The organism is Serratia sp. CY37869, assembly GCF_052168895.1.
GTDB classification, from domain to species: Bacteria; Pseudomonadota; Gammaproteobacteria; order Enterobacterales; family Enterobacteriaceae; genus Serratia; species Serratia ureilytica.
This window is the reverse complement of record NZ_JBJNLU010000001.1, coordinates 882,097-902,684: the sequence shown is the minus strand read 5'-3', so window position 1 is coordinate 902,684 and position 20,588 is coordinate 882,097. Positions and strand designations below refer to the sequence as shown.

Below are 20,588 nucleotides of genomic sequence, written 5' to 3'. Positions count from 1 at the left end.
TCAGGCATCAGGAAACGTTTCTTATTCGGGTATGCACAGCTCAGAAATAACTGGAGAGGGGTGCTGCCCGCCGATAACGGCAAGCAACAAATCAGAAGAGAATTGGTCAGCTTGCCTTATTTGTTTTATTACAACTACAACTGTCCAATTGGGTTTCTCCACTGAAATTTTGGCTGAGTATAGTGACGTCGGGTAATGAAGTAAAGGCTAATTTATTAAACGAAAAATAAACTGGAATACGGCGTTTATATTTCGATGTCACAAATAGAAGATGGCGACATTGGGCGACAGTGCGCTTATCGGTAAACTGCCCTCTTTCATCTTCCAAGGACGCCCCTGATGAAACAACGGTTTTCCCCGCTCGCGCTGGCGCTGCTCATCAGTTTTCCCGCCGATGCCTTACTGCTGCAGCAAGGCGACGTGCAATTTGAACTCGACCCTGCCACGCTGCATATCGCCGCAGGCCCGGTGCCGATCAATCTGGCGAAGCCTGCGCAGCAGGTAACGGATCTTACCGCAACGCCACGACGCGCCAGCTGGCGATGGCCGCAACGCGCAATCAACGTCAGCGCCCGTCTGGAAGGCGGCGATCTGCGCCTGAGCTTCAGCAGCGATCGGCCGCAAACCCTGAACTGGTATCATATGCCGCAGGGGGAAACGCTGCTGTTGCCGATCGGCGAAGGCAGCCGCATCCCGCTGGACAACGCGGTCTGGCGTCATTACCTGACGACGGAAATGACGCCGCTGGATACCAACTGGGATCTGAAACTGCCGCTGTGGAGCCTGCAACACCAGGGTAAGGTCTACAGCTGGCTGATGTTGACGCCGTTCAGTAACCAGATAGCCTTCGCCACCGCGCAGGAAAAGCTGGCGATGCGCGCCAGCCACCAATTCAATCGCTTCAATCAACAACAGGCATTCGAGGTGCTGCTGCACGTCGGCAACGCCCCGCTGTCCGGCGCCCGCCGTTACCGCGACTATCTGCAACAAAACGGCCGGTTCAGCAGCCTGCGCGAGAAGATCAAGCAGGCGCCCGAAGGCGAAAAGCTGATCGGCGCTACCCATATCTATCTGTGGGGCGACCAATTGCTGGCGGCGGAAGATGTCAAGGATTGGCCGGGATTACTGCACTACTTCGCCTCTCCCGCCGCCGAAGCGCTGCGGCAGAAGATGGACGCCGAGAGCAGAAGCTTGCTGCTGCGGCTGGCGGGAAAAACGCCGGAGGGCTGGCAACAACAGCCCCTGATCGACGGCATCAACCGGGCGTTGACGGCGCAGTTCGCGCTTGGCGCGACGCCGGATGACGCCAACTTTCTGCAGGCGCAACAGCGCCAGGCCGCCGCAGTGCGGGCGCTGGCGCAACGGGAGCTGGGACGCTGGTTAACCCCAGCGGACGGTTGGGGGCAAGGGTTGGCCAAACCGTTGATCGACGCGCTGCGCCAGGCCGGTTTGCCGCGCCTGTGGTTGGGCACCGATAACTGGACCGCCGCCTTCCTGCACCCGCAAGCGGTAGCCGCCGCCAAAGCGGCCGGTTATCTGATCGCCAGCTACGACTCCTACGATACCGCCATCGCGCGCGGCGTCAACGACAGCTGGCTCACCGCGCAGTTGCCGACGACGCTGCGGGAATCCTGCGCCATCGTGCGTGCAGACGGCAGCAGGAAACCCGGCTTCGGTAAACAGGGTTATTACCTCAATCCAGGCTGTGTCCTGCCCTATTCTCAACAGCGCATGCGCGAACTGGTGCAATTGGCCGGGTTGAACAGCCTGTTTCTCGATGTGGACGGCACCGGCATGGTGTCCGACGACTATCAGCCCGACCACCCAACCGGCGCGGCGCAGATGGCCGAAGCCCGCAACGCCCGGCTCGCCTGGTTCAGCGCCACCCTTAAGTTGCCGCTGGGCTCAGAGGATGGCAACGCAGTGACCGCGCGCAGCCTGATGTTCGCCCACGGCATGGAAACCTGGGGATTCGGCTGGGGAGATAAACAGATGAATCAGGATAAATCCTCGCCCTATTATCTCGGCGCTTGGTGGCCCAACGCCCAACCGGCGTTTTTCTTCCGACCCGCCAAAGTGAAACAGCCCTACCGTACCGTCGAATTCGATCCGCGTTACCGCCTGCCGCTGTATCAGGCCGTTTTCCACGATGCTATCGTCAGCAGCCACCACTGGAATTACGACAATCTGAAGTTCAGCGACGTTCAGACCACCCGCAGCCTGCTCAGCCAGCTGTACAACACCGCGCCGATGTTCCACCTGAGCCGCACCACTCTGGCGGCGCGCTTACCGGCGATAAAACGCGCCGATGCCGCCTTCCGGCCGCTGCATCAAGCCTTGTGGGATAAAGCGTTAACCGACTTCCGCTGGCTCGATCGGGACGGCTGGGTGCAACAGACGACGTTCAGCGACGGATCGACCCTGACCGCCAATTTCAGCGCGCAACCTTTCGGCGGCGTGGCGCCCCACAGCGTACGCGCCAAACTGGCCGACGGCCGCACTCTCGACGTCGCACCTTAGCAAGGCCGCCGACAGTGGGCTACGCTAGGCTATATTTCCGTTTACCCACAAGGAGCGGCCGATGACTCCCCTGATCCACACTCTGCTCGACGAGATTTGGCAAAGCCTCGGGCAATGCCCTGCCCCCGCCGATCGCCTCACCGTAAGCGGCACCGGCGCATTGCCTTCGGCTTTTCCCGTGACCGAATTGGCCACCGCCGCCTGGAGCGCCGCAGGTTTAGCCTGCGCCGAGCTGCTGCGGCGCGAGGGCGCCGCCGCGCAGCAGGTTTGGGTCGATCAACGCCTGGCCTCGCTTTGGTTCGGCTGGACGCTACGCCCGCTGGGTTGGACGCTGCCCGCCGCCTGGGACGCGCTGGCCGGCGACTACGCCACGGCGGACGGCTGGATACGCCTGCATACCAATGCGCCACACCATCGGCGAGCGGTGGAACAGGTGCTGGGCCCGGCATCGAAGAAAGGCGCGCTGGCGGAACGTGTGCTGGCCTGGAAAAAAAGCGAGCTGGAGGAAGCGGTGATCGCGGCCGGCGGCTGCGCAGCCCAAATGCGTTCGGCGGCCGCGTGGCGACAACATATTCAGGGTAAAAGCGTGGCGCTCGAACCGCTGATCCACACCGCATTGCAGCCGGAAGCGCCATCGCCCGGCTGGACGCTGCCCGTCGCCCGGCCGCTGCACGGCGTGCGGGTGCTGGACCTGACGCGCATTCTTGCCGGGCCGATCGCCACGCGTTTTCTCGCCGGCTTGGGCGCCGACGTGCTGCGTATCGACCCTTACGGGTGGGATGAGCCCGGGGTCGAACACGAAGTGATGTTGGGCAAGCGCAGCGCGCGCCTCAATCTGACCAATGCGCGCGATCGCCATACGTTTGAGCACCTGCTGAGAAACGCCGACGTGATCGTGCACGGCTACCGCGCCGGCGCGCTGGAGAAACTGGGCTATGGCGCGGAGGAAAGGCACGCGCTGGCGCCGGGCCTGATCGACGTCTGCCTGAATGCCTACGGCTGGAGCGGGCCGTGGCGCACCCGGCGCGGTTTCGACAGTCTGGTGCAGATGAGCTGCGGGCTGGCGGAGGCGGGCATGGTTTGGCGCAGCGCCAGTTTGCCTGTGCCGCTGCCGGTACAGGCGCTGGATCACGCCACCGGCTATTTGATGGCGGCGGCGGTGCTGACCGGTATGACGCAGCGCCTGTACCGCGGCACCGGCTATCGCGCGCGCTTGTCGCTGGCGCGGACGGCGCAGCTGCTGCTGGCGCATCCCTACCCGACGCATTATCGGCCGGAACCGCTGACACCGGCCGGAAGCGCCGACGAGAACCCTGAAACGGAACTGACTCACTGGGGGGCCGCGCAACGCCTGCGCGCGCCGTTGAGTCTGCAGGGCACGGCTCTGCAATGGGCGCTGCCGGCGACCACGCTCGGCACCTCGCAACCGGAATGGCTACGCCGCTAAATCGCCGCCAACTGCTGCTGAAGCCACTGCAGCAAGCGGGTGACCGCCGGCGTCAACCCGGCGGTCTGCGGCCATGCCAGATAAACGTCGTCATCGCTCAGGCGACAGGGCGCGGCCAAGGCCACCAGCCTCCCCGCGTCGAGGGCATCCTGCACCAGCAGCTTTTTCGCCAACGCAATGCCAAACCCTTGCTCTGCCGCGCGAATCAATAATCCGGCATCGTTGAACAACGCCTGTTGCCGCCCGCATAACGGGCGCCCCTGCGCGTTGAACCAGTCGCGCCAGGGACTGACGTCGTGCTCGAGCAACGGAATATCGCCACCGTTCTCGAAAGCCGCCCCCCATTCTCGCGCCATATCCGGCGAAGCGACAGGCAACACGTCCCCCGAGGCGATGCGCTGCGCCTGCAGCCCCGCCCATTGACCGCTGCCGATGCGGATCGCTGCATCGAACCCCCGCTGCGACAGATCCTGCAGCGCCAGCGACGCATCGATATCCAGCGCAATATCGGCACAGGCCTCATGAAAAGCCGACAGACGCGGCAGCAGCCAGTAATGGGCAAAAGACGGCAACACGCTGATGCGGAGCGTCTGGCTTGCCGCCGCTCGCCGGGCGCGGGCGACGCCCTGCTGCAGCGCCTGCAGCGCCGGCTCTACCGCCGCCAGCAACTCTCGCCCGGCGGCATTCAGGCGCACACCGCGCCCGCGCCGTTCAAACAGCGGAGAGCCGACCGCCTGCTCCAACAGCTGAATTTGCTGGCTGACCGCGCCGTGCGTCAAATGCACCTGTTGCGCCGCAGCGCGCAAATTTTCCAACCTGGCGGCGATCGCAAAGGTCGGCAAGACATGCAAGGGAATGCGTTCACTCATCATTGGTTAACCAGGCTATCCAAAAAGGTTATTTTTCATCGATTTTGACCGGCAGGCAAATGTTCTATGTTTACCCCATCATCCCTGACGCTTTCGGAGCCGCCATGCACCCACGTTTACAACAGGACCTCGCACAGTTTCCGCAGATCCTCGATCACACCCGCCAACTGGCGGAAGATTTCCTGGCTGGGCTGCAGCAACGCTCGGTCTGCCCACCGCTCGAGCATCAGCAGCTGCAACCGGGCGACGATCGGCTCGACGAAAACGGCGAAGGCGCCCTGGCGGCGCTGGAGCGCTTTTGGCAACGTTATCAGGCCGGCATTTCCGCCAGCGCCGGCCCGCGTTATTTCGGCTTCGTCACCGGCGGCGGCACCCCGGCGGCGGTCGCAGCGGACTGGCTGGTTAGCGTGACAGACCAAAATAGCCTGCTCAGCCATGATACCATCGCAGCCACGATCGAGCTGGCGGCCGTGACGCAATTGAAATCCCTGCTGGGCCTGCCGGAAACGTTCAGCGGCAGCCTGGTCAGCGGCGCGACCATGGCCAATTTCACCGGGCTGGCCATTGGTCGGCAGTGGCTGGGGCAACAGCGCGGCGTGGATATCGCCCAACAAGGCCTGGCGGCGTTGGGCCCGATCCGGGTTCTTGGAGCCAATCCGCATTCCAGCAGCGTGAAGGCGCTCAGCATGCTCGGTATCGGCCGCGAGGCATTGACGATCGTCGCCAGCCTGCCGGAGTCTGAAGCCATGGATATGGCGGCGCTGGAGCGGCAGCTGGCCGCTAGCGCAGGCCAGCCAACGTTGGTACTGGCCAGTGCCGGCACGGTCAATACCGTCGCTTTCGACAATCTGCCGCAACTGCTGGCGCTGCGAGAGCGTTATCCATTTTGGCTGCATGTCGATGCGGCATTCGGCGGCGTGGCGGCCTGCTCGCCGCTCTACGCCCCAAGGCTCGAGGGCTGGCAGCATGCCGATTCCATCACCGTCGATGCGCACAAATGGCTGAACGTGCCTTATGACAGCGCGATCCAATTTACCCGCCATCTGGATCTGCAGATGCAGGTATTTCAGAACCATTCGGCCTACCTGGAAGCACCGACGCTGCGGCCAGACAACTATCTGCATCTGACGCCGGAAAATTCGCGCCGCTTCCGCGCCCTGCCGCTTTGGCTGACGCTGAAAGCCTATGGCCGCAGCGGCATACGAGATATCGTCGAGCGCAATGTCGAACTGGCGCAGGCGCTGGGAGCGGCGTTAGCGGCCGAGGACGGTTTCCATCTGTTGGCGCCCGTGAATATGAACGTGGTGTGCTTTGCCCTCAGTCATCCACAGGGCGACAGCGAAGCGGCGCGCGATCGCTTTCTCGAACGCCTTAGCCGGCATGGGGTGGCGCGTTGCACCCCTACGCGTTATAACGGCCAGCCGGGGATCCGCGCCGCGCTGGTCAACTGGATGACGGAGGAACAGGACATTCGCCTGACGCTGGACTCGCTGCGCCATTGCCTGGCGGAGACGGCCTAAACGCCTGGCGCGTCACCCGGGCTGGAAGGCCTGCAAACGCCGTTCTTGCCGCCCGTCGTCGCCGATGTTATCCGGCGACAGCCAGGCGGCAAACGCCGAGCGCAGCGCCGGCCATTCTCCATCGATGATCGACAGCCAGTCGGTGTCGCGCGTGCGTCCTTTGACGACGACCGCCTGACGGAACGTGCCCTCATAGCGAAAGCCAAAACGCTCGGCGGCCTGACGCGAAGGCAGATTGAGGCTATCGCATTTCCATTCGCAGCGCCGGTAACCCAGATCGTCAAACAAATGGCGCAGCATCAGGAAAATGGCCTCGCTGCCGAGCGCACTGCGCTTCATCAGCGGGGACCAGTTGATGGTGCCCAGTTCAGCCGCACCGTTGGCGGGATCGATGCGCAAAAAAGCGCAGGTTCCTACCGCGCGCCCGTTCGCCTGATCGATCACCACCATCGTGCGCCTGTCGGCGCTGGACGCCAGGGCCTGCAGGTAATGCTGAAAATCCTCGCGCGTCTGCGGCCGCGCCCAAAACAGATAGGTCCAGTCGCGGTCGTCCTCGGCGGTTTGATAAGCCTGATAAAGCTCGTCGCCCCAGCGTTCGAGGTTCAGCGGTTCTAGGCGGCAAAACCGCCCTGACAGTAACGCTTGCCCGGGCATGCCTGCCGGCTGCCAATGAGGGAGGGCATCGCCTATCGGCTGCCCATATTGATTTTGTCTCACCGCGACATCCTGTTTTTGAAAGGTGCAAGAGCAAATTAAAACCGGCACGGGTCAGAAACAACTCCGACCTGCCGCCGCCCCTGCCGACCGGCTGGCAAGACGATAGTTTAGAAAAATCACTCAATCACCGATAAACATTCACACAAATGATTTCATATGAAATAAATATCCACATAACCTATTGTAAAATGGTGATTTATGGCAACAATTAAGCTACACATTCCAGCAATAATGTTAACTTTTGTTTGTTGTTATGATAAAAACAGAAGCGCTTATCATTAGCGAAAGGTGCCAAGACAATCATAACGCAATGATTTTTATGATTAAAAATAGAAGAACCTAGAAGCGAGTGCTTTTTGAGCACTTAAAAAGCACGCTAAAAGACTTCAAAAAAAAGACACATGAATTTTTTTTAAGACTTTTCCTAGCAAACTAAAATTTTGTTTCGTGACATGATGAACAGATTATCAGCAGACAATGCCGGCAGGCGCGGGCGCCAAGCGCGAATCAGGCCCATCATGCCGACGCCGGGCGAGTAGCAGATCGCTCTGACTTAAGCCAAACTTATAGATTCATGCGATTAATAAGTTTAGTATGAAAATATCATTGAGTGCCGTCGTGTTTATTGATAGAACACTCGCTACACTGAATTATTGTTCCATTTTGCCTTTCGGCTTTTTAGGCTTTTTCTCATATTACCGCAGTAAAACGGATTTAAGTGGGGGTGCGATATGCCAACGATTATCATGGATTCATGTAGCTATACCAGATTGGGGTTAACCGACTATCTGACTTCGCATGGCGTGAAGAAGCGCCATATTAATGCCATCGAGGACATTGACAGCCTGCATGAAAAATGCAGTAAGTTGAATCCTAGCCTGGTGTTTATTAACGAGGACTGCTTCATCCATGAAGCAAACGCCACGGAGCGAATAAAACGGGTGATTTCACTGCACCCGGATACGTTATTCTTCATCTTCATGGCTATTACCAATGTACATTTCGACGATTATTTATATGTTCGCAAGAACGTCATCATATCGTCAAAATCCATCAAACCAGAGACTATGAATCAGCTACTTAGTCATTATCTCGAGAAAAAATCCCTACGGGTGGAGAAATCCTCTCTGGATCAAACGCCGGTGACACTGAGCCAAACTGAATCGAACATGTTACGCATGTGGATGTCCGGGCAAGGCACCATCCAGATATCAGACCAGATGCAAATAAAGGCCAAAACGGTCTCTTCCCACAAGGGAAACATCAAGCGGAAAATAAAAACGCACAACAAGCAGATCATTTACCACGTTGTCCGTTTGACCGACACATTGACTAGTGGAATATTCGTCAATAGCCGCTGAACCGTAGAGAACGCCCCCACTTTGTTTACCCATCGTTAAATATCCGGTGATAACGTAATCCGGTTCTCAAACGCTGGGATAACCAAAAGAATACCTGCTGCGTTATCCCCCGCTAGCGCAACGGGTATTTTTATGTCGTCGATAAAAAAATTCTTACCGCATTGAAATAATCTCAAAATAGACAGTTTCGTTAGCAAATTAATGAGATTATTCGAAGTTACTGCCCGGGCGCGCCGCAAGGCTCCACAAAAGTGCCGTCACGGCTGTCGATTTCATTAAAAAACCACACGCCCGCCGGGTAGTCCTCAAGAGACACCAGATACATGGTACCTTCGTTGAAGACCTCTACGGCCAGAATGACGCCTTCGCGCCGTGGGCCGCCATCTGTTTTTACCGTCACTCGATCGTTAACCTGCATACCCTTCCCCATTCTTTGCGATTGGCATCAGTGTATTACAAAACCCCGGGTGAAGGACACCGCCCCAGCCCTGCCGGTCTCTGCTATCAGCGTAGCAGCCGCCTGGATTTTCACTTTCTTAACGGTTTGACCGCAGAATCTTAAGCCGTCCTCGCGTAACCTGTCTTCAGGCGTTTCCCCCCCAGAGAAGCGCTTGCAAATGAAGAAGTAACAAGGAACTTTTGCCCGCAGACTTGCGGGCTTTTTTTTATGCGCCGTCAAATTGCAGGCATAAAAAAACCCGCCTCGGCGGGTTTTATTCAATCAGCGGTAGACGCCAATTAGATAGCGGTAACGTTAGCCGCAGATGGACCTTTCGCACCGTTCTCGATAGAGAACTGTACGTTCTGGCCTTCAGCCAGGGTCTTGAAGCCTTGATCCTGGATAGCAGAGAAGTGTACGAATACGTCTTTGCTGCCGTCTGCTGGGGTGATGAAACCAAAACCTTTAGCTTCGTTGAACCACTTCACTTGACCTTTGATCATGTTAGACATGTCTAATTTCCTTCAATAATAATGTTAGCCGCCATGGGCGAGATAGCCGGTCATCAGTTACTTATGGAGGCACTGGAAAGGAAATTCGTCAGAGAAGGGCTATCCGGGATAACGCTTTAAATTTGAACTACTTTACTCAAAATGTCGTGCATAAATAGGTCTGTACCACAGGCCGACATCATTAACTCACGAGCGAGCGGCAATAGCAACCTTTTTCGCCGTGCAGGGGCGTTAATCTCGGCTAAACGCACAGGATTTGACCCCGTCTGCCTACGGGATCGCCAGCTGAATCCCCATTACGCCGCAGGCAAATGATAGTAATTCTCGTTTTACTGTTTTATAGTTGCCCGGCGTAATCATCCAGGGAGACCCACCATGCCGAGATGGCTCACATTACCGGCCGCCAGCGCCGCCGCCCTGCTGGCCTTTGCCGCTTACAGCGCTCCGCTTGGCGCGCTGGAGCTGAATTATCAAGCCCCCGATCCCAGCGTCGCCCCTGCGCCCAAGCCGCCGACGTCGCCTGGGCCCGCGCCCAAGGCCGAGAAACCGCCGATCACTTGGGCAGAGGCGCGAGATAAAAACGGTTTTCGCGTCGACATCGAGTGCGATCATCCGGGCTGCAGCAAGCCGCGCACCAAACCTTATCCCGCGTATGACGGCCCGGTGAAGAAAACCGATCGCCGCCGCCAATCCGATCCTTATTCCACCAACCAGGATCCCGATTACAACATTCAGTTAGGCTATGAGTGGTAATGACGCTTTCGGAGAATGCCTATACCTCACGCAATCACGGCCGCTTAGAATGGCGTCAGTTCACCACTCCTCCTGGTGTTGAACATGACAAGCTGTGTTGCAAATCTTTATGCGCCTCCCTATAGGCGCTTTTTTTTTGCCCTTCTCGCATCTCGCCTTTCCGATTACAGATTGGTCTCATTGCCCTGCAAAGTGATGAATGTCACAAATACGCCTCCTTGCCATTCTTATTCGGAGGTGATGTTCATGGCCACAGGATCTCTTACCCTCCTGGCCGTCTTGGCCGGCATTGCGGGCTATGCGCTCTATAAACACTTCAAATCTCAGAAGAAAAGTGCATTCGTCCGCCCGCACGATCGGTAACCGACAACGCATTTTCACCGCGAAGGCGCGGCACGCCGCACGCCGCGCCTGCGGTTACCGTCATCCTTTCATCACAAAACTGTCACAATATGGCCATATGATGATTAGCGATTATCCGTTCTGGCTTAACACCAAGGATTTCGCCCATGACCATAATTAAAGCTGCAAACCACCAGGAAGCAGAAAAGCTCATCCGCGCCGGCACAGCCAAGAAAATCGAACTGGCTTACGACATCGGCAGCGACGATTTCTTCCAGCTTGCCAGCCTGTGGTGCGATAAAGGCGCCAAGATCTCCAAAGGAAAAGAACACTTTATCGTTTCATTGAAAGGGTTCCGCATCCCCCCTAACGATTGATGCCCAGCCGCCCATCGCGGCGGCGTCTCCTTCTCTTCCTCGCAAAACCGCTCTATTCGACCACGCGCACCTCATTCGATTTCGCTAAGCTAACAGCAGACTTTATTGTGGACGCGCCACCTGATAACCGCGTCCGCCACGATGAGGAGAGTAACCATGTCAACGAATGCACCGCTGCCCGACACGATGAAAGCGATTGAGATCAGCCAACCCGGCGCCCCCGAGGTTCTGGTCGTCGCCGAACGTCCGGTGCCGGTTCCGCAAGCGGGCCAACTTCTGGTGAAAATCGCCGCCGCCGGCGTTAACCGCCCCGACGTGCTGCAACGTCAGGGGAACTATGCGCCACCGCCCGGCGCCTCGGATATTCCCGGCCTCGAAATTGCCGGCGAAGTGGTAGCCATCGGTGAAGGCGTGACCCGCTTCGCAATCGGCGATCGGGTTTGCGCCCTCATCGCCGGCGGTGGCTATGCGCAATACTGCGCCGTGCATGAAAGCAATGCGCTGCCGGTTCCGGCGGGCCTGAGCCTGACCGAGGCCGCCGCGCTGCCGGAAACCTTCTTTACCGTCTGGGTCAACGTGTTCCAGCGCGGTCACCTCAAAGCCGGCGAGACCGTGTTGATCCACGGCGGCACCTCGGGTATCGGCACGGTCGCCACCATGCTGGCGAAAGCCTTCTGCGCCCAGGTGATCACCACCGTCGGTTCAGAAGAGAAGCGTCAGGCGAGCCTGGCGCTGGGCGCCGACGTGGCGATTAATTACCGCAACGAAGACTTTGTCGCCCGCACCAAAGACGCCACTAACGGCAAAGGCGCCGACGTGATCGTCGATCTGATCGCCGGCGACTATGTGGCCAAGAACTATCAGGCCGCAGCGATGGAAGGCCGTATCGTGCAAATCGGCACGCAAAACGGCGTGGTAAAAGAGCTCAACCTGATGCCGCTGCTCTTGAAACGCTTGACCCATACCGGTTCGACGCTGCGTTCGCGCAGCGTCGCGGACAAAGCGCAGATTGCCGCCGAGCTGCACGAGAAAGTTTGGCCGCTGCTGGAGCGCGGCGTGCTGAAACCGCAAATCTTTAAAACCTTCCCGCTTGAAGAGGCGGCCGCCGCGCATGCGCTGATGGAATCCAGCGAGCACATCGGCAAAATCATGCTGACGTTCTGAGACCTTTCCCCGCAGCGGGGCTGTGGGGAAATTTATGCCGCATTCAGGGAATGATGCGGCGACGGCGGAATGCATCGAACAGCGAGAAAAACATGGCCTCGGTTTCGACAAACTGATGGAAACCGAAACGCCGCGCCTTGCTGCCGTCCGCGAACATGTCGTAGTCCCAGGAAAAGACGAAATCGGCGAAACGCCAGCCGGCCACCGCCCGGTAATCGGGCTCGGTCAAGGAGTGCCGTTGCGCCAGCTCGCGCCACAGCGGCGCTTTGTCCGCCATCATGTTTTCCAGCGTCATCGGCAACGGCGGCGCACATTCCAGCCCGAAGTACGCGGCGATTTTCGGCCACATTTCGCTCCAGCGAAACAGATCGCCGTTGTTGATGTTAAACGCCTGATTGGCTGCCGCAGGTTCGGTCGCCGCCCAGAGCGTGGCGCGTGCCAGCAGTCCGGCGTCGGTCATTTCCAACAGGCTGTGGTAAGCGCCCGGCTTCCCGGGAAAGCGCAGCGGCAGCCCGAGCGCTTTACTGATCGAGGCGTAAACCGCGATGCTTAACGCCAGATTCATCGGGTTGCCGAGCGAGAAGCCCCCCACGACGCTCGGGCGAATGGCGCTCCAACGCCAGCGCTTGCCTGTTTGGCGCTGCTCCAGATACTGCTGCTGCGCCGCGTTAAACTCCGGCGGCATATGCCCGGCATCGCTTTCACGCGCTGGCGTTTTAAACGGCCCCAAATGCGCGCCATAAACTTTATAGCCCTGCATCAGGCTGATATGTTCCAACGCCGGCGCAATCGGCTCCAGCCCTTCGACAACGTGTTGCAACATTTGCAGGTTCGGCGCCACCAGCCCCGCCCAATCCGGAGCATCTTGATAGGCGGCATAGAAAACGTGGCTAATCGCGCTCAGCGGACGCAGCGCGTCCCGCGTCGCCGCCGCATTCAGCAGGTCAACCTGCAGGTGGCGCACCCCAGGCGCCGGTTCGCCGCCCCGGCGCGAGACGCCCACCACTTGCCAACCTTGGTCAATCAGCTCCTCAATCAATCGGCGCCCAATCACGCCATTGGCGCCGATCACCAGCGCCTGTCGCTTTGCGTTCATTTTGTCACCCCTCGGATTATCGATACCCTGAGTGTTATTGATTAGCGATACTTGCGGTAGATGAGGGTTTCCACTAACACTAATAAGAAATATCTATAGGCAAAATCGACATGGATAAGCTGAACGCAATGAAAACCTTTATGCGGGTGGCGGAGCTGGGCAGCCTGTCGGCCACCGCGCGCGATCTGCGTTTGACGCAGCCGGCGGTCAGTCAGCAAATCGCCGGTCTGGAACAGCAGTTGGGGGCGCAGCTGCTGTTTCGCAGCACGCGTGCGGTCACCCTGACGGAGGCCGGCAATGATTACTATCAGCGCCTCAAACCGATTATGGCGGCGGTCGACGAAGCGGAAGAGGCGTTGCACGGCCAGCACCACCAGCTGCAGGGCAATTTGCGCCTGCATGCGCCGACCGGATTCGGACAACGGCATATCACCCCTTTGGCCATCGCGTTCCAAAAACGTCATCCGGATCTCACCATCGAGCTGCTGCTGGACGATCGCCGCGCCGACGTCATCGGCGAAGGCATCGACGTGGCGCTGCGCTTCGGCGAATTGCACGCGCCCGGCATGGTGGCGAAACGGTTGGGTGAGCTGCAACGCCTGCTGGTCGCGTCGCCGGCCTATCTGGCCAGGCATGGCGCCCCTCGTTCGCCGGCGGATCTGGTGAAACATGCGCACATTCGCTACAGCGGCCTAAACGATGGCGATACGCTCACCCTGCTCGGCCCCCACGGCGCCGAGATGGTCGCGCTGCGACCCACGTTTCGCGCCAACAATACCTTATCGCTGCTGGCGGCCATCGAGGCCGGGGCCGGCATCGGTGGCGCTCAGCGGCCGCTGATCGGCGAACAGCTGGCGACGGGGGCGCTGGTTCCCGTCTTGCCGGAATACCGCTACCCGCCCATGGCGCTGCATGCGGTCTATCCCGCTTTACGTTTTATTCCGCAGAAAGTGCGCGCCTGGGTGGCGCATTTGCAACAGGCGTTGACGGCGATCGAGGGAATTAGCGGAGTGAATGCCCCCGGCCAGACGCCGGGAGCATAATCATTATTTGAACAGTTTGCCGACCATGTCGCCCAGTTCATTGCTGTCTTGCTGCACTTCACCGTTTGGCGAAGCGGCATCCGCTACCGTCGGCAAGAACTGTGCAATGGTGCTGGACGCCTGGGCCGGATCGACGCCCAGCTTTTCAGCCAATTGATTGATCGCATCGCTGCCCAACGCCTGCTGCACATGATCGCCGGTAATCGGCTGGTTTTCGCCGTTACCGAGCCAGGAACCGACGATATCGCCGAACTGCCCCTGGCGGAACTTGTCCAAAATGGCCTGCAGGCCGCCTTGTTGCTCGACCCACTGCATAATGGCGATGTAGTCGATGCCTTTGCCGTTGGCGCCGCCGCCCAGAATGTTACCCAATACGCTATCGAACAGACCCATGATATTCCCCTTTCAGCCGCTGCGGCCCGTGCCGCACAGCCGGATTGATTTCACGAAAAAGGGCCGCCGCGGCGACCCTGTTGAGCAACGGCTGCTTAGCCTTTGATCTTCCTGTAGACAAAAAGCACCACCAGGGCACCGATGACCGCCACCACGAAGCTGCCCAGGTTAAAACCGTCAACGCGCCCCATACCGAAGAAGGTGCTGATATAGCCGCCGACGACGGCGCCCACGATCCCCAGTATAACGGTAACAATAAAGCCGCCGCCGTCTTTGCCCGGCATAATCCATTTAGCCAGGATACCGGCGATTAAACCAAAAATGATCCAGGAAATGATGCCCATTTTTACTCTCCCTATTGCCTTTTGCCTAACAGAAATCCTATTACCAGGCCCACGACGGCGCCGGCGCCTACCCCTGCCCAAGGGTTATCCTTGATGCAGGCACATGATTGCTCGAGCGCTGCCTTTACGCCGCTGCGCACTTCGCAGGCGGTGGTTTTAACGTAGTCGCTCGGTTGCTCAACACCGCTTAGATCGTCATTTTCATATGACATGTCAAATCCTTACAGACCCGCCCTCTGAGAACTTCGTCACCTGTTTCACGTCCGGCGCCGCCCGTTCCGCGATCTTGCTCTGGACACTCTGCCCACAGCCGTTCAAGACGGGGCGTACGGCGACAATCGCACAACATCACACTATGACTATAGTAAAAAATCAGCGGTTTACCCATTTCCGTCCGTCTGAATTTCACCGCTTCAAAAGCGATCGCATTTCATCCCATTGTCATCTGGGCAGGCTAAACTTTAAACACAGCCTCCTGGAGGAAACGCCGATGTTCAATGCCCCTTTTGTCCTGATTCTCGCGCTGCTGTATGCGCTGGCTGCCGTTTGGGACGGTTCCGCCGCGCTGCTGTTTCTCTAAGGTTACATAGCGGTTGTCACTTTTGCGATGCGCTGAATTGTGTCCTTATTTTTCAATGTCGCCAGCCGGTTGAAATAGCGGTGAATATCCGCCCTTCCCTCGGTAAAAATCTCATTTCGTTCCGTTTTCCGTCTGCGCTTAAATAAAGCGTAAAAAAAAAAAGCATGAATGGAAAACCCGGTCTCACAAAAAATGCTCTATCATTTCGCCCATAACAATTTGGGTTAAGGTCCCATTGCGAAATTAAAGGAAGAACAGAAAAAATGATTTTAAACCAACGCTTTGAGCGCGAATTCTTGCGCCCTCGTTATTGGTTGCTGTGGATAGGGCTGGGAATACTCTATCTATTGGTGTTATTGCCCTATCCGCTCATTTATCGGCTTGGACACGGCCTTGGCAGAATCGCCATGCCCCTGATGAAACGCCGGGTAAAAATAGCGCGCCGTAATTTAGAACTCTGTTTCCCTGAGATGCCCGCCGCCGAACGAGAGGCGCTGATTGTCAAAAATTTTGAGTCCGTCGGCATGGGCCTGTTCGAAGTCGGCATGGCCTGGTTCTGGCCTGACTGGCGCATCGCCCGTTGGTTTAAGGTGAGCGGCATGGAAAACATGCAGCTGGCGCGTCAGGACGGGAAAGGCGTGCTGCTGATCGGCCTGCATTTCCTCACTCTGGAGCTGGGCGCGCGCATCTTCGGCATGCAAAACCCCGGCATCGGCGTACACCGCCCGCACAATAACAAGCTGATGGAATGGGTGCAGACCTGGGGCCGGCTGCGCTCGAATAAATTCATGATCGATCGTAAAGATATCAAAGGCATGATCCGCAACCTGAAGCAGGGTGAAATCCTGTGGTACGCGCCGGACCACGATTACGGCCCGCAAAGCAGCGTGTTCGCACCGTTCTTCGCCGTGGAAAACGCCGCCACGACGACCGGCACCTATATCCTGGCGCGTATGGGGCGGCCGTCGATCGTGCCATTCGTGCCGCGCCGCCTGCCGAATGCCCGCGGCTACGAGCTGATCGTGCAGCCGCCGCTGACGGACTTCCCGCTGGACGATGAAACGCGCGCAGCGGCCATGATGAACCGCGTGGTGGAAGAACAGGTGCTGCTGGCGCCCGATCAATACATGTGGTTGCACCGCCGCTTTAAAACCCGCCCCCCCGGCGAACCTTCGCTGTATTAACCGCCTTCGTGCCTTCGCCCGCCCTGCCGGCGGCGAAGGCGCTCACCTCGCACGAGCATTCTACGTCAGGGGGACTACACTAATAAGTCACCGACGGCAATTATTGCCGCCAGCAATCATTTCTTCCCGCCCGAGGGCCGGTCGTTGCCTGTCGGGCCACAACCGAGGTCAATGTCATGCTGGTACAACCCTATTTGTTCTTCAGCGGTAACTGTGAGCAAGCGATTAACTTCTATGTACAGCAGTTGAATGCCAAAATTGAAATGGTCATGCGCTTTAAAGACATGCCCGAAGAAGCCCGCCAAGGCGGGCCGCAGGACGTCAATCCTGAAGCGATCATGCATGCGCGTCTGCTGATTGGCGACGGCGTGCTGATGGCCTCCGACGGCTGTCCGCAGGATGACAGCGGCGGCGCTTCCCACAAAGGCTTCTCGCTGTCGCTGAACCCCAGCGACGCGGAACAAGGACGCAAACTGTTCGATAAGCTGGCGCAGGGCGGCCAGGTAACGATGCCTTATCAAGCCACCTTCTGGGCCAAAGGCTTCGGCATGCTGACCGACAAATTCGGCGTCAACTGGATGATCAACGTCGAATAACCCCGCATGGCGCCGCTAGCTGTAGCGGTGCCAGTCATACGCCGCTTTGGCGAACAGCGCGAACAACACCGTCAACAGCGCCAGCCCCAACCGCCAGTAAGGCGACCGTCGCCGCCGCCAGGCGAAGAACATCATCACCGCCAGCGCCCCCAGCGTGAGGGGGTAATACACCGCCAGCGTCAGTAAAGCGATAATGATGTAATCCGACATGGCTCTTTTACTCCTTCGCGTTCACACCGCCGCAAATGCGGGGTGCGAGGCGCCTTTCTCCCTATCGCCACGTTAAGGGCTAGAGGTCTGGCGCATTTATGCATAAAATATAAGATTGCTCTTAACTCAAATTGAATAGTAATCAAACAACAAGGGTGACATGACTCAGCAGCAACCCATACAGGATGCCGCGGCGCCGCGCAGCGTTAAAAGCTCCCCATTATTATTTCAGGCCGGCGTGTTTGTCATCATCGTTGCCGCCACGCTGATCCTCTTTAACAGCTGGCAAATCTGGAACGCGCACCAGCGGGATCTGCGCAGCGCCGAGCATGAATCCGCCAACCTAGCCCGTTCGCTGGCGCAGCATGCCGACGATACCTTCATGCAGGTAGACGGCAATCTGCTCGATCTGACCGAACGTCTCCAGAACGACGGACTGGGGCCCTCGCAATTGACCCGGCTGCAACGGGTGATGCAAACCCAGGTCGGCAACCTGCCGCAGCTGCACGGGATGTTTATCTACGATGCGAGCGGCCGCTGGCTGGCGACCTCCTCGGGCAAATTCATCAAGAACGCCAACAACGCCGATCGCGATTACTTCAAATATCACCAAAACCGCGATGGCGGCGGTCTGTACATCGGCGAGGTGATCCGCAGCCGCACCACCGGCGATCTGATCATCCCCGTTTCGCGGCGCTTCAACAACCCGGACGGCAGCTTTGGCGGCGTGGTGCTGGCGACGTTGTACGTCGATTATTTTCGCCAGTTTTACGACAGTTTCGCCCTCAACACCGACGCCTCGCTAAATCTGCTGCTGGCGGACGGCACCATCCTCTACCGCCGCCCTTACTCGGCGGCCTCGATCGGTAAAAATATCGCCAAGGGCGTGTTGTTCAGCGAAATATTGCCGCATTCGGAATTCGGCAACGCCACCATCACCTCGCTGTACGACAAAGTGGAGCGCATCTACGGCTATTCGCGGGTCAACCGCTTTCCGCTGGTGATCGCCGCCGGGCTGTCGAAACGCGACGCACTGGCGGACTGGCGCACCGACGCCGGCCTGTTCGCCGCCGGCGGCCTCTCTCTGCTGATGATCCTGCTGGCGATGGGCACGGTGCTGCTGCGGCAAATCAAGCACAGCATGCAAACCGAAGCCGAGCTGATGCGTACCCGCGATCAGCTGACCAGCATCAACCAGATGCTGGAAGAACTGGCACTGCTGGACAGCCTGACCGGCCTGGCCAACCGCCGCCAGTTTGACATCGCGCTGAAGAACGAGCTGGCGCGCGCCTCGCGCAACTACCGCAGCGTGGCGCTGCTGATGCTGGATATCGACTACTTCAAGCAGTACAACGACAGCTACGGCCACGTCGCCGGCGACCAGTGCCTGCAGCAGATCGGCCAGACGCTGAAAGGGTTGGCGTGCCGCAGCAACGATATTCTGGCGCGCTACGGCGGCGAAGAGATGGGGATTATCCTGCCGGATACCGACGTGCAGGGCGCGCTGATTTTCGCCGAACGCGTCATCCAGGCGGTGCGCGATCTGAAGATCCCGCATCAGGGCAACCCGCACGGCATCGTCACCATCAGCATCGGCATCTGCGCCAAAGTGCCGCATATGTATAACGATACGCCGATCAGCTTTATCAATGAGGCGGACAGCGCGCTGTATCAGGCCAAGAAAAAAGGCAAAAACTGCATTTACGGCGCTTAATCACTCATCGGGCCACCAAAATTGGGCGGCCCGATTTATTCCCACGACAAAAATGAAATAATTTCCTACCGAAACATTATTTCCCCAATTTGCCCCGCTCTCGAATGAAATAACGCCAATAAATAAGCAGCATATTTATTTCCATTACAATTCAATAAGATAAAAAACTCGCTATTCAGCGGACAATTCGTGCCATTTTTGATTATTCGTGCCTACACGCAGCCCCGTTTAGCCCTCGTTTACTTTTCATTGGTATTGCCGGTGATACCCTTATCAGGATTATTCTCTATATCAGGAAGCCATCGCACGCTTCGGCGCACTGCGCCCTGCTGATACATCCATAATAGAACCCACAAATTTCACGTTGCAATTGAGCGGGCTGCTGACGCCGCTCCAGCCAGCCACTGCGCAAGCCAGTGCAGCCAATCACGCGGCAATCTGAAAGACGGGAATAAAGCGATATAGATTTGCGAGGAGATCTCATGCCTACTGGCGATATTATGCGTGAACAGGCCGTCCTGACGCTGCCGTTGCGACAATGGGCGGCAGCGGAAGCATCCAGCGCGGTCAGCGAACTGGAACAGGGCAAGGTGCTGTTTCTGCCCGAACTGGCCTTCACCCTGTCTGAACAGGAAATGCCGCTGCTGGATCCGGCGTTGGTCGATCCGAAGCGCAAAAACATCAGCTATCAACCGCTGGCCGGGAAGCTGACCGGCGTCGCCGTCGCAGAACGTCGACAGCAGGTTCAGCAACTGCTGGAACGTTATTACCAATCTTGCCGCCAGCTGATCGCCGGGCTGTTGCCCGAGTATCAGGAGGCGCTGCACCATCCGACCGGCAGCCTGCGTTTGCATCCGGTTTCGGCCTGGCGCGCAAGCAGCTCCTGGCGCAAAGACGACAGCCGGCTGCACGTCGATGCTTTCCCGTCGCGCCCGAACTACGGTGAACGTATTCTGCGCATTTTCACCAACATCAATCCGCACGGTGAACATCGCCAATGGCGCGTCGGCGAACCGTTCCCTGAGCTGGCGCAACGCTTTATGCCGCGTCTGGCGCGCTACTCCGCCTTCAGCAGCTGGCTGCAGCACCGGGTACGTATCACCAAAACCCGCCGCAGCCATTATGACCACCTGATGCTGCAGTTGCATGACGCCATGAAGGCCGACGGCGATTATCAACAACAGGGGCCGCAGCTTGCGCTGGCGTTTCCGCCGGGCAGCAGCTGGATTTGCTTCTCGGATCAAACGCCGCACGCCGCGATGGGCGGCCAGTTTATGCTGGAACAGACCTTCTTGCTGCCGGTGAACAAGATGCAGGATCCGCAGCGCTCGCCGCTGAAAGTGCTGGAACAGCTGCGCGGTCAGCCGCTGATCTGAATAGATTGCCGCCGCCGGCAGCTCCGGCGGC

At 58.3% G+C, this 20,588-nt stretch carries 21 protein-coding genes; 12 read left to right on the top strand and 9 right to left on the bottom strand.

Translation table 11 applies throughout. The annotated features are described in order from the left end of the window. The first annotated feature begins 339 nt into the window (after nt 1-339). Both ACJ8J1_RS04315 and ACJ8J1_RS04310 read left to right on the top strand, forming a co-directional pair. The gene (locus ACJ8J1_RS04315; protein WP_033643590.1) at nt 340-2,520 is read left to right on the top strand and encodes a glycoside hydrolase; all 2,181 of its coding nucleotides are present in this window, start codon (nt 340-342) and stop codon (nt 2,518-2,520) included. Between the two features lie 61 nt (nt 2,521-2,581). Then, a complete protein-coding gene (locus ACJ8J1_RS04310; protein WP_033643591.1) occupies nt 2,582-3,967 on the top strand; it encodes a CoA transferase in 1,386 nt (461 codons plus the stop codon). On the opposite strand, the gene ACJ8J1_RS04305 is transcribed toward ACJ8J1_RS04310, so the two are convergent. Next, nucleotides 3,964-4,839: a LysR substrate-binding domain-containing protein gene (locus ACJ8J1_RS04305; protein WP_033643592.1), complete on the bottom strand. Its 876-nt coding sequence runs from the start codon at nt 4,837-4,839 to the stop codon at nt 3,964-3,966. The two genes, ACJ8J1_RS04310 and ACJ8J1_RS04305, sit on opposite strands and share 4 nt — an antisense overlap. Nucleotides 4,840-4,940: 101 nt before the next feature. Between ACJ8J1_RS04305 and ACJ8J1_RS04300 the strand changes: the two genes are divergently transcribed. Next, nucleotides 4,941-6,356, top strand: a complete 1,416-nt coding sequence (locus ACJ8J1_RS04300; protein WP_033644307.1) for a pyridoxal phosphate-dependent decarboxylase family protein — start codon at nt 4,941-4,943, stop codon at nt 6,354-6,356. A 12-nt stretch (nt 6,357-6,368) separates the two neighbouring features. On the opposite strand, the gene ACJ8J1_RS04295 is transcribed toward ACJ8J1_RS04300, so the two are convergent. After that, on the bottom strand, nt 6,369-7,010 hold the full coding sequence (locus tag ACJ8J1_RS04295) for a GNAT family N-acetyltransferase (RefSeq protein WP_033643593.1): 642 nt from the start codon (nt 7,008-7,010) through the stop codon (nt 6,369-6,371). 794 nt (nt 7,011-7,804) lie between these two features. On the opposite strand from ACJ8J1_RS04295, the gene rcsA reads away from it, so the two are divergent. After that, on the top strand, nt 7,805-8,434 hold the full coding sequence (gene rcsA, locus ACJ8J1_RS04290; protein ID WP_019453510.1) for a transcriptional regulator RcsA: 630 nt from the start codon (nt 7,805-7,807) through the stop codon (nt 8,432-8,434). Nucleotides 8,435-8,651: 217 nt separating this feature from the next. On the opposite strand, the gene dsrB is transcribed toward rcsA, so the two are convergent. Next, nucleotides 8,652-8,852, bottom strand: a complete 201-nt coding sequence (dsrB, locus tag ACJ8J1_RS04285) for a protein DsrB (RefSeq protein WP_033643594.1) — start codon at nt 8,850-8,852, stop codon at nt 8,652-8,654. A gap of 320 nt (nt 8,853-9,172) precedes the next feature. Then, nucleotides 9,173-9,385, bottom strand: a complete 213-nt coding sequence (gene cspE / locus ACJ8J1_RS04280; protein ID WP_004935122.1) for a transcription antiterminator/RNA stability regulator CspE — start codon at nt 9,383-9,385, stop codon at nt 9,173-9,175. Between the two features lie 375 nt (nt 9,386-9,760). On the opposite strand from cspE, the gene ACJ8J1_RS04275 reads away from it, so the two are divergent. The 3 genes from ACJ8J1_RS04275 (at nt 9,761) to ACJ8J1_RS04265 (ending at nt 12,021) form a co-directional block, all read left to right on the top strand. Then, complete coding sequence (locus ACJ8J1_RS04275) at nt 9,761-10,138, top strand: hypothetical protein (RefSeq protein ID WP_033643595.1); 378 nt, start codon at nt 9,761-9,763, stop codon at nt 10,136-10,138. A gap of 509 nt (nt 10,139-10,647) precedes the next feature. After that, entirely contained in the window at nt 10,648-10,857 is a 210-nt protein-coding gene (locus ACJ8J1_RS04270) for a hypothetical protein (protein WP_004935132.1), read from the top strand. Between the two features lie 156 nt (nt 10,858-11,013). Then, nucleotides 11,014-12,021 (top strand): NAD(P)H-quinone oxidoreductase, encoded by a 1,008-nt coding sequence (locus tag ACJ8J1_RS04265; protein ID WP_033643596.1) that lies wholly within the window; start codon nt 11,014-11,016, stop codon nt 12,019-12,021. A gap of 43 nt (nt 12,022-12,064) precedes the next feature. Here the strand turns inward: ACJ8J1_RS04265 and ACJ8J1_RS04260 are convergent, their stop codons facing one another. Then, nucleotides 12,065-13,117, bottom strand: a complete 1,053-nt coding sequence (locus ACJ8J1_RS04260) for an SDR family oxidoreductase (protein WP_033643597.1) — start codon at nt 13,115-13,117, stop codon at nt 12,065-12,067. A gap of 110 nt (nt 13,118-13,227) precedes the next feature. On the opposite strand from ACJ8J1_RS04260, the gene ACJ8J1_RS04255 reads away from it, so the two are divergent. Next, nucleotides 13,228-14,160: a LysR family transcriptional regulator gene (locus ACJ8J1_RS04255; RefSeq protein ID WP_033643598.1), complete on the top strand. Its 933-nt coding sequence runs from the start codon at nt 13,228-13,230 to the stop codon at nt 14,158-14,160. A gap of 3 nt (nt 14,161-14,163) precedes the next feature. Here ACJ8J1_RS04255 and ACJ8J1_RS04250 read toward each other — a convergent pair whose 3' ends face one another. The 3 genes from ACJ8J1_RS04250 to ACJ8J1_RS04240 all read right to left on the bottom strand — a co-directional run bounded on the left by ACJ8J1_RS04250 (nt 14,164) and on the right by ACJ8J1_RS04240 (nt 15,109). Beyond that, nucleotides 14,164-14,553 (bottom strand): YidB family protein, encoded by a 390-nt coding sequence (locus ACJ8J1_RS04250; protein WP_019453502.1) that lies wholly within the window; start codon nt 14,551-14,553, stop codon nt 14,164-14,166. Nucleotides 14,554-14,648: 95 nt separating this feature from the next. Beyond that, complete coding sequence (locus ACJ8J1_RS04245; protein ID WP_004935146.1) at nt 14,649-14,897, bottom strand: GlsB/YeaQ/YmgE family stress response membrane protein; 249 nt, start codon at nt 14,895-14,897, stop codon at nt 14,649-14,651. A gap of 11 nt (nt 14,898-14,908) precedes the next feature. Next, a complete protein-coding gene (locus tag ACJ8J1_RS04240) occupies nt 14,909-15,109 on the bottom strand; it encodes a glycine zipper domain-containing protein (RefSeq protein ID WP_033643599.1) in 201 nt (66 codons plus the stop codon). 631 nt (nt 15,110-15,740) lie between these two features. On the opposite strand from ACJ8J1_RS04240, the gene ACJ8J1_RS04235 reads away from it, so the two are divergent. Both ACJ8J1_RS04235 and ACJ8J1_RS04230 read left to right on the top strand, forming a co-directional pair. Then, complete coding sequence (locus ACJ8J1_RS04235; RefSeq protein ID WP_033643600.1) at nt 15,741-16,661, top strand: Kdo(2)-lipid IV(A) acyltransferase; 921 nt, start codon at nt 15,741-15,743, stop codon at nt 16,659-16,661. A gap of 176 nt (nt 16,662-16,837) precedes the next feature. Further along, entirely contained in the window at nt 16,838-17,257 is a 420-nt protein-coding gene (locus tag ACJ8J1_RS04230) for a VOC family protein (RefSeq protein ID WP_033643601.1), read from the top strand. Nucleotides 17,258-17,272: 15 nt separating this feature from the next. Here ACJ8J1_RS04230 and ACJ8J1_RS04225 read toward each other — a convergent pair whose 3' ends face one another. Beyond that, nucleotides 17,273-17,467 carry a hypothetical protein gene (locus ACJ8J1_RS04225; protein WP_033643602.1) on the bottom strand — a complete coding sequence of 65 codons (195 nt, stop codon included), beginning with the start codon at nt 17,465-17,467 and terminating at the stop codon, nt 17,273-17,275. A gap of 160 nt (nt 17,468-17,627) precedes the next feature. Between ACJ8J1_RS04225 and ACJ8J1_RS04220 the strand changes: the two genes are divergently transcribed. Then, nucleotides 17,628-19,181, top strand: a complete 1,554-nt coding sequence (locus ACJ8J1_RS04220; RefSeq protein ID WP_033643603.1) for a sensor domain-containing diguanylate cyclase — start codon at nt 17,628-17,630, stop codon at nt 19,179-19,181. Between the two features lie 482 nt (nt 19,182-19,663). Beyond that, a complete protein-coding gene (locus ACJ8J1_RS04215; RefSeq protein WP_033643604.1) occupies nt 19,664-20,557 on the top strand; it encodes a Kdo hydroxylase family protein in 894 nt (297 codons plus the stop codon). Nucleotides 20,558-20,588 lie beyond the last annotated feature (31 nt).